Consider the following 9,152-nt stretch of genomic DNA (forward strand, 5'->3'; position numbering starts at 1 on the left):
GTCTGTGACCTTCGGCTCAGCGAAATGTGATAATTTCCTGACACCGGCGTGATGGGAGGCTGCGGGCGATGTGACTTGAGGCGCACAGCGGAGTGATGCCGGTCACATGGCCGGTGGTATGGCCCGAAAGGTTCGTAGTTGGGCTTTAGCCCAAAGGTTCGCAGTTGGGCTTTATAGCAGCAGCCAGTTAGGTTAGGGCATTAGATCAAGAGGGCAGGCGAACGCCGTACCTACGCCTTTTATCCCTAGGCCACTGATGTCCGTGCCCAATAGGACTGCTGCAATAGCCCAAAGGTTCGTAGTTGGGCTTTAGCCCTACTGAGGCTGCTGTGGGGACAGAGGTCCCTCACAGGGGTGTCAGGGAAACCTCGGGGGTGAGGAACAACCGGCATATCTGTGCCAATTCCCCGAAACCTTTCCATCGCCGCACTCTTGGCGCTAAGCTACATTAAGAGGCGAAGAGCCGCGACCTACCTGCAGGCTATTGCGAACCACTAGCCCCCAAACCTATGCCCAGAAGCCAACGCAACGACAACTTCATCGACAAAAGCTTCACGGTGATGGCAGATATCATCCTCAAGATCCTGCCAACCAACCAAAAAGCCAAGGAAGCCTTCGCCTACTACCGCGACGGTATGTCCGCTCAGGCGGATGGCGAATACAAAGAAGCCCTAGATAACTACTACGAAGCCCTGAAACTGGAAGAAGACCCCAACGACCGCAGCTATATCCTCTACAACGTCGGGCTGATCCACACCAGCAATGGGGAGCACGAGAGAGCTTTGGAATATTATAACCAAGCTCTGGAACTCAACCCCCGCATGCCTCAGGCGCTGAACAATATCGCGGTTATCTACCACTATCAGGGGGAACAAGCGAAGGAAGCAGGCAGTGACGAAGAAGCCGAAGCGCTCTACGACAAGGCGGCTGACTATTGGAAAGAAGCTATTCGCCTAGCGCCCAACAACTACATCGAAGCCCAAAATTGGCTCAAAACCACCGGGCGCTCTACAATGGACGTATATTTTTAGGGACTTGGGCGCTGGGCGCTGGGCATTGAAAGCGTTTTTCTCCCCTGCGCCCTCCGCCCACTGCTCTGTGCCCTACCCCCTTCAACTACTAACAGCTAACCGATGATTGACCGCGAACAAGTTCATAAAGTAGCTCATCTCGCGCGCTTGGAACTAACCGCTGAGGAAGAGGAGAAATTCACCACCCAGCTGAGCAGCATTCTCGACTATTTCGAGCAACTGAGCGAGCTAGATACCACGACTGTGCCGCCCACCACGCGAGCCATTGATGTCAGCAACATAGCCCGACCGGACGACCTGGAATCCTTTCCAGATCGGGAAGATATCCTCAGCTGTGCGCCAGACGGAGATGGCAACTTTTTCAAAGTGCCCAAGATTCTCAGCGAAGAGTAATTTTCTAGCTCCGTAGGGTGCGTTCCCTTTGGGAACGCACCCTACTATTTATTCTTCCGAGCGCTTCAACATAGATTGCTGCAGTTTTTCCTCCTGCTGCCGGTGTTCAGCCATCAATTCCCGCGCTTGTTCTTGCGCCGGCGCATCCGGAGGTGCGCCCAGTTCTGCTTCCGACCGGCTCAGCACCGACTGCTGCAGTTTTTCATCGCGCTGCCGGTGTTCAGCCATCAATTCCCGCGCTTGTTCTTGCGCCGGCGCATCCGGAGGTGCGCCCAGTTCTGCTTCCGACCGGCTCAGCACCGACTGGTGCAGTTTTTCCTCGTGCTGGCGCTGCTCAATGAGTCTCTCTCTGGCGCAATCTTCGGAATTCATAAAAAAAACTCCTGTGCTTTCAAACGGTGCCTTTCCTATCAACCTGGCACAGGTGTGGCGAATTGTAGCAAATTTTACAGAAAAATTTAAGCAAGTGGTGGGGTGCGAGTCAAGGCGCACCCCGAGCCGGTCAGTTCCAAGGGATGAGAAGCCGGGTTTCTGAAAGAAACCCGGTTTCTGAATCACCGGCTTTCTCGCGCCGGCAGTCTGGCTAAAGAACGCGCAGCAAGCTGGGAATGCTGGCGATCCCTTCCAGGTTGCGAATGTCCTCTAGCGCTTCCCGGAAATTGCCTTCGCGGACATCGTGAGTCACCACGACAATTTCTGACAAATCGCCGCGCATGCCGGTTTGCACAATCGATTCCAGACTGACGCCATGATTGCCAAAACAAGTGCCCAATTTGCCGATAACACCCGGCTCGTCTTTTGTCAAGAAGCGGGCGTAAAATCGCGCCATCACTTCGTCCATTGGGGCGATGGCGCAGTAGTGCTGGTGGGCGCAGCTGAGCAAGGGATGGGGTATGGGTTCGGTTTCGGTTTTCAGGATAGCGGCAATGTTCATAATGTCAGACACTACGGCGCTGGCGGTGGGACCGGCACCGGCACCCCGCCCGTAAAACATCACCTGCCCAATCGGTTCCCCTTCCACCAGAATAGCGTTGTAGACGCCATTGATACTGGCGAGCGGGTGGGTTTTGGGGACAAAAGTGGGGTGAACTCGCAACTGCAACCGGTCGGTGGGATCGGTGCCGGTGGGCTGTTCGCGCTTGGCGATTGCCAGCAATTTAATCGCAAAGCCGAGTTTCTCAGCGTAGGCGATATCCGCAGCGCTAACTTGCCCAATTCCCTCGCGGTAGACTTCTTCTAGTTTGATGCGCCCTGCAAAGGCTAAACTCGCCAAAATAGCCAGTTTATCCGCAGCGTCGAAGCCGTCCACATCTGCAGTCGGGTCAGCTTCAGCATAACCCAAGCGCTGGGCGTCAGCGAGAACCTCGCTAAAGTCAGCGCCCTCAGCGGTCATGCGGGTGAGAATGTAGTTGGTGGTGCCATTGACAATGCCGGTGACAGATTGAATGCGGTTGGCACCTAGAGACTGTTTGAGAGGGGAGATGATCGGGATACCGCCGCCGACAGCTGCTTCCAGCATGACGTAGATACCTTTTTCGTTAGCAGCGGTGAAAATTTCATCGCCGTAGCGGGCGATGACTGCTTTGTTGGCGGTGACGACATGTTTGCCGTGGGCGATGGCTTTTAGGATCAGGGAGCGTGCCGGTTCGAGCCCGCCGATCAGCTCGACGACAATATCAACAGCGGGATCGGTGACGATTGACTCCAGGTCTGCTGTTAGCACATCAGGGGAGATTTGTAAAGTGCGGGGTTTGTCGGGGGTGCGCACGCCCACCTTATGGATTTCCAACTCCTGCAGCAGCGGGTGACGCCCTTCTGGGGAGAGCAAAATTTCCGCCGTGCCGGTGCCTACTGTTCCGAGTCCGAGCAAACCGATTTTGTATGCCACGATTTTAATCCGCAATCAGTAAATTCTTGCCAAAACTATTGTGGCATTCTCGCACCCCACCGAAGGCGTGCCGGTGCCGGTATCCCTGCCGGCGCGGCGGGAGCGCCCCCACACCGGCGGACAGCACCGGCAGCTGTCAGCTAGGGGATGCCGGCTTTTCGCCCTCTTCTCTCCCCTCGATCTGAGTGCCGGCACCACTTGCTTCAGTCAAATTCAGCATTTGTGACATAATATTAGATAGCGAGCGACAGCTAATCCTGCACGGGATCGCTAATTTCTGCTATCAAGGTAGAGTCATGGAAATTACCATTAACTGGCAGCCAGAAAAGAGCTTGCTGGAAAAATTGACAGCTATAGCGCGTCAGCGGGGACAATCTCCTGAAGCGCTCGTCACTGAAGCGGTGACGCTCTATGCAGAAGCGCTCACCACTGAAGCGGTGAGGCTCTATGTAGAAGCGCAACCGCTAGAAACAAGTAATATTGATTCCGATCCCCTGGTCGGCTTATTTGCCGGCTCACCCGATCTGGCTGCCAAGTCTGAGGAGATTTTACAGCAGCAGTGTCACAGGCGGGAACCAGAAAGCAGGTTTCTTTAAAAAACCTGCTTTCTAAATCCCCAGCTCACCTCCCCCCGACAGTAGCTATCTCTTCATCCGTCAACCCATACAGCCGGCAGACCATCCCATCAATCAGACTATCAGTGCCGGCAAGTCGCGCTCTCACCGGCAGCAGTTTATCCAAACTCGCCTGGTATTCCCGCTGCAATCGCTCCTGAAATACTCTCGCTGAAACATCCCCTGACAGCCGCTTGCGATTCTTTTTCAGAATCTCCAGCAGTTCGTCAAAGCTCAGGGGGGATTCCTCTTTCTGGCAATCTCCCAGGTAATTTTGAACGCGGGTTTTATTCGTGAGACTGTCAGTGCCGGTGCCAATCTCCCGCGACAGCCAAACCAGGAAGCCTTTCATTTCCGCCTGCTTTTGCTTGTTTAGATCAATCATTTCACCGGCCAGGTTAGCCAGCAAATCGTGAACCACATCAGTGCGACCCTGACTGAGGTGTTTTCGCACCAATTCTATAATAGCAGTTCCCTCACCTCCTGTCAAGCAACTCTCACAGATAGATTTGGCTATTTCCAGATAGCCGGTGCGTTCGTCGGGTGGTGTGGTGAAGTCAATGCGCCGGATGGTAATCGGCTCCAGATATTGAGAAAATATGCGAGTGTAGCCGCCCCGGACAAATGTGTTGAGTTGCTTCAAAGCACAATCCCCAAAACTGCTATTCAGGAGCGCCAGCACATAGTTAAGCGAGTAAGGGCAATCCGCAGGTAGAGTAATGCCATAACCCGTAACAAACGTCACACTTCCATCAGAATCTAGAGTGTAGGCAGCCCTGCTGATAATGTCCCGGATCAGAATTTTAGGAGCCCGGATTACTTCTAAATTTTTGGGATAGATAAACCCGTGCCATTTATCAGTTTGGGCCAGCCGGCTCTTCTCTCGCGCCTTCAAAATCTCCTGATTAGCGTGGAGGTATTGGTAAGTCTTTGGATACTTCTCCCGCAATTCGTTTAAAGAAATTAGCTCCACCTTATTCTCTGTGGCTTTATACGGAATTATCGCCACGGCAGAGTTCCATGAAATTTCATAACGCTGAATTTCCTCGCCAGCCACAAAAGCCGCACACAAATCTCGCTCAACTCTCACTCGTTGCTGAAGGGAAGCAGAAAATCCCTCAAGTTCGCCATTTGCCTCGATTACGTTTTTCAGGATATAAACTTCATTGGCACTTGTGCGAATGCCCTGAAACAAACGTTCAGCTAGTTTGCTTAGCGGGGTGCTGTACTGAGAGACTTTCTCAAAAATCTGGCTGACGTTTAGCTCGGTGAAAGTCCAGGGTTTATCTGTTAAAGAGCCGGTAAGTGCCTTTCTAAATGGAAGCTCGCCCTCAATAATATCTTCTGGCACTTCCAGCTTTAAATAGCGTGCCGCCTCACACGCACTGCCACTTAAGAACAATAAACAGGTGTAGGTTGTGACCTCATCAAAAACCTGACCGTAAGTGAAATCGACAAGTTCGCACAAGGATTTTTGCCGCGCTACCCTATCGCGTAATTTTTGGCAATAAGAAGCAGTCAAGAACTTATTCGGCAGAATTAAACCCACAATTCCTCTGGAGTTAACTAAGAACTGGCACCGCTCCGCTACCAGCATATAAAGGTCGTAAGATCCAGAGGCAGTTTCATAAAGATTTGAAAAGTAATTGGCTGCTAGAGCGTCTGCCTGCTTGACTGTCTGAACTCTCACATACGGCGGATTTCCCACCACAGCATCAAACCCCGGATTCTCCTTCCAAGAAGCAGTCTGCAAATCAATAAACACCTCTGGAAACTCCAAATCCCAGTGGAAAAAGCGCTTCTCTTCATACAAGCGCCGCGCCGAACTCACTACTGCAGCATCCGCCTGACTCATCCTTTCTGAGCTGGCATTTATTGCCAGAGCACCGTAACGCCGCAAGAAGCTATCCGCACCCCTCACCCCAAAATGCCGGGAGACATATATATCTAGCAGTTGCTTGTAAGGTTTCGCTTGCCGGTCAAACTCTAGAAATAGCCGCTCGCTGGTTTCCACTTCCCCAAAAGTGGCATCACTCAAAATACTAATCCCCCGCATAATTTCAGCAGCGCGGAGTAACCCCACAAACGGTCCCGCAAACAGCGTCAGTTGCCCACCGGCATCGGCAGCCATACTCGATTCCGCTTCCCGCGCCGTCGCCCCAATCAGGGAATTCCCGCAGCGCAAGTGATGGTCTAAAAATGACAGCGGTGCGCCAACAGTAAAGGAGTGCAACCACAAACTCAGCTTAGCCAGTTCCACCGCCATCGGGTTTAAATCTACCCCATAAATGCAGCGCTTCATCACCGCGCGGTGCAGCAAGTTATCATCTCGCAATTTGCTGGAATGAATCGAAATTTCCTGCTGTTGCAAGTTGGCAATAATCTCCTCGCGGATTTTAGCCAGCTGTTCCAATACCGGGTTATCCTCTGGATACTCGCTGAGAATGCGAATCAGCTCAGTGGTGATATAATCCACAGCTGTCACCAAAAAGTGACCGCTCCCCATTGCTGGATCGCACACTTTGATATCCAGCAGTGTTTCCCACGCTTGTCTTTGCAGACGCTGCAAGTCCTCCTGCAGCGTGCCGGTGCTTCCAGAATTTCTCCTGCCATCTCCCAAGTGCTGCCGCACTTGAGAAATTTTCCCCATCAACTCCTTGAACCCTTCTGCTCGTTCCGCCAAAATTGGCTCTAAAGTATGCTTTATGATGTACTTGACAATATATTCAGGAGTGTAGTAAGAACCTGTAGCTTTACGCTCCCCCTTGTCGGTTTCTAGGTGAACTTCGCCCCTAGCAGCATCATCAATAACCAGCCGGTATTCCAGCAACCCTTCATAAATCGCCCCCAGATGCCGCACGTCAATAAAACCGTAATCAACCGGCTCCCCACCTATCCGCGCCAACTTGTCTAGTGCCGGTGCTAGCACCGCATCCGTTAACTTGTGTTCCATCAAAAACCGATTATTGCCTCCCCCGCTACCTTCCTGGGATAGGGAATTGGATTCTGAGGGGGCAAAGTCAAACTTGAACAGCCCGCCGTTGTAGCGCGGCACTTCCAAACCGGCATCTCCCCGATCTATAATTTGAAATAGATTCAGCAACCTGTCATAAAAACCCGCAGAAGTCTGGCTAAGCCGTTGCTGCCGGTCAACCAATTCCGCCATCTCTCGCAGCATCTTGCTGAGACTATAGTTGCGATAATCCCCCTCAACCGGCAGCAAATTCCGCGCCTCAGCATAGAGCAAAAACAGTATCTTGTACAAAAATGACAGAGTAGCCTCATAAACTAGCCGGCGGCTCGTTTCATCCGTCAGATTTTCTCCCCGCGCTGCGCCATAAGCAACAAATCCCCCCGCAAAAGAAGAAAACACCTGGTTGAAAACCAGCTTCTTCAGCTCCCCCTCAATCACTCTAGCATACTTAGCGCTCCCTTCGCGCACCCGCTCTAAAAAATTCTTCCCCCTGACATCCTTAACAAACGCCTCCCGCCGGAAGAAACACCAGAAATATTTGAACCCTTCCCCATCCCCCGCTGACAGCAGGTTAACCAAGTCAACCTCATAATATTCTTGCACCGGCGCAGCGCTGTGCCGGCAGTACAGCCGCCAAATCCTGCCATTTGTCAGAATTCCCCAGTCAGCGCCAGTTCCCGTCAAGTAACTGGCAATTTGAAACGAAGGATTGCTATTTTTGAACGCATCGCGGGCGTCATTGCGAGACACCTCACTTAGAGAGCGCCCCCAGTATTTCGCATCCGCAACAGCCACAGTGCGGGCGTAAAAAGCCGGCTGATCATTCTTCTGAAAGCCATAAGCCTCTTTCTTGGTTTTCTCATCTGCAAATAGGGCGTAATCAGGACGCTGGACTTGCCCGCCTTTACGCACAGGAGTTTGGACAATATATGAAAAGCCCAATATTTCCAGCACCGGCTGGATAAACTCCGCTTCCGTCTGAGCTTCGTTAAGCGCCGGCAGAATTTCCTGTTTGCCGGTGTGTAGTGTTCGCAGCTGTGCCAAGGCATGCGTTACATCCTCACTCCATTCTGGACACTCTTGAATCCGGCGCTCTAAATAGTGCTGTGAAAACAGGGGCTTACTGCTGGATATCATGATCGCTTCCCAACCTACATCTCCAGATTATATACCTTTAGGTGTGCCCCTCAACAAGGTTTTTACAAAATGTAATATTTTCTTCTTTATCCCAACCGGCACGCTCCAGCCAGCCGCAGTAAGATAAAGATATGATATAGCCTCTCTCCTATTAGTGAGGTACTGAGAAACCCGGTTTCTTTAAGAAACCGGTTTCTGGCATGTATTTCATACAACTAAAAACCGCTATAGAATTGCTAGAGCCGGCAATCGCTCCTCCTAACCGAATCCTACGAAAAATTCTCAATAGGCTTAATAATAGCACCGGCAGCCATTGCGGCGTCAGCCTGCCGGCGGTCAACCGTAATCAGAGAAAACCCCCTATCTAAAGCCAGAGCAATATAGAGAGAGTCATACACCGGCAGCTGGTAGCTCAAACCAATTTGCAAAGCGCTCGGCAACAGAGCGCTTACCGGCACAATTTGAAAAGGTAACGCCAGCAGCTCACGAATTATTGGCTCTGCATTTGTCTCTGGCATTCCCCGAAACCGCACCTCCTTCCACAGAACATTGGCGCACTCTAGCAGGCAAAATTCTGGAATGTATAGCTGATCGCCTTCATACATCCGAGCCACCAAGACTCGCGTTTCAGGCGTGTGAGTCTGCGCGAGGAAATACTGACACACCACACTGGTATCAACTAGATAGGTTGCCATTAGCTGTCCCGATCCTCACGAATCATTTCCACAACCGACGGCGAACCCGGTGGCGGGGTCCACCTGAGACGGTCCATCGCCTCCAAAATCTCCTGCACAGAGCGTTTTTCCTTGGGACGTTGGGGCTGTTCCCCTTGCCGCACCCGCTCATCGACTATCTGGGCAATCAACCCTTTGAGTTCTTCCACCGTCATATCTATTATTCGTTCAGTTCCCATTTTCACTGACCCCTTCTTTCCTCTGAATTAATTATAACACCGGCCCCCCTCACCCCTCAGGAGCGCCCCCACCGGCACCACCTATCTCCCAATATATTTCTCCCCTCTTCCTTGGCGTTCTACCCTGCGGGAAGCCGAGAAAGCGCGTCTATGGCGTCTTGGCGGTTCAATCCCATCCCCCACCCCCCTCCCACCCCCCGCC

At 52.2% G+C, this 9,152-nt stretch carries 9 protein-coding genes; 4 read left to right on the plus strand and 5 right to left on the minus strand.

Features of this window, described 5'->3' with window-relative positions; translation table 11 throughout:
• The first annotated feature begins 509 nt into the window (after positions 1 to 509).
• A complete protein-coding gene (locus OSC10802_RS0105065; RefSeq protein WP_017715699.1) occupies positions 510 to 1,031 on the plus strand; it encodes a photosystem I assembly protein Ycf3 in 522 nt (173 codons plus the stop codon).
• A gap of 102 nt (positions 1,032 to 1,133) precedes the next feature.
• Complete coding sequence (gene gatC / locus OSC10802_RS0105070; protein WP_017715700.1) at positions 1,134 to 1,424, plus strand: Asp-tRNA(Asn)/Glu-tRNA(Gln) amidotransferase subunit GatC; 291 nt, start codon at positions 1,134 to 1,136, stop codon at positions 1,422 to 1,424.
• 48 nt (positions 1,425 to 1,472) lie between these two features.
• On the opposite strand, the gene OSC10802_RS54045 is transcribed toward gatC, so the two are convergent.
• Complete coding sequence (locus tag OSC10802_RS54045; RefSeq protein ID WP_026098180.1) at positions 1,473 to 1,796, minus strand: hypothetical protein; 324 nt, start codon at positions 1,794 to 1,796, stop codon at positions 1,473 to 1,475.
• Positions 1,797 to 2,007: 211 nt separating this feature from the next.
• Positions 2,008 to 3,312 (minus strand): homoserine dehydrogenase, encoded by a 1,305-nt coding sequence (locus OSC10802_RS0105080; protein WP_026098181.1) that lies wholly within the window; start codon positions 3,310 to 3,312, stop codon positions 2,008 to 2,010.
• Positions 3,313 to 3,352: 40 nt separating this feature from the next.
• Here OSC10802_RS0105080 and OSC10802_RS0105085 point away from each other — a divergent pair, with 40 nt between their 5' ends.
• Positions 3,353 to 3,538, plus strand: coding sequence for a hypothetical protein (locus OSC10802_RS0105085; RefSeq protein WP_017715703.1), 186 nt, complete (start codon positions 3,353 to 3,355; stop codon positions 3,536 to 3,538).
• Positions 3,498 to 3,908: a hypothetical protein gene (locus OSC10802_RS0105090; RefSeq protein ID WP_232731625.1), complete on the plus strand. Its 411-nt coding sequence runs from the start codon at positions 3,498 to 3,500 to the stop codon at positions 3,906 to 3,908. The genes OSC10802_RS0105085 and OSC10802_RS0105090 overlap by 41 nt, the downstream gene beginning before the upstream one ends.
• Positions 3,909 to 3,933: 25 nt before the next feature.
• Here OSC10802_RS0105090 and OSC10802_RS0105095 read toward each other — a convergent pair whose 3' ends face one another.
• From OSC10802_RS0105095 to OSC10802_RS0105105, 3 genes are all read right to left on the minus strand, one after another.
• On the minus strand, positions 3,934 to 8,037 hold the full coding sequence (locus OSC10802_RS0105095) for an Eco57I restriction-modification methylase domain-containing protein (protein ID WP_017715705.1): 4,104 nt from the start codon (positions 8,035 to 8,037) through the stop codon (positions 3,934 to 3,936).
• A gap of 269 nt (positions 8,038 to 8,306) precedes the next feature.
• Positions 8,307 to 8,732: a type II toxin-antitoxin system VapC family toxin gene (locus tag OSC10802_RS0105100; RefSeq protein WP_017715706.1), complete on the minus strand. Its 426-nt coding sequence runs from the start codon at positions 8,730 to 8,732 to the stop codon at positions 8,307 to 8,309.
• Complete coding sequence (locus OSC10802_RS0105105) at positions 8,732 to 8,950, minus strand: hypothetical protein (protein ID WP_198525065.1); 219 nt, start codon at positions 8,948 to 8,950, stop codon at positions 8,732 to 8,734. Before OSC10802_RS0105105 ends, OSC10802_RS0105100 begins: the two co-directional genes overlap by 1 nt.
• Positions 8,951 to 9,152 lie beyond the last annotated feature (202 nt).

It is taken from the genome of Kamptonema formosum PCC 10802 (genome assembly GCF_000332335.1).
Taxonomy (GTDB): Bacteria; Cyanobacteriota; Cyanobacteriia; order Cyanobacteriales; family Oscillatoriaceae; genus Oscillatoria.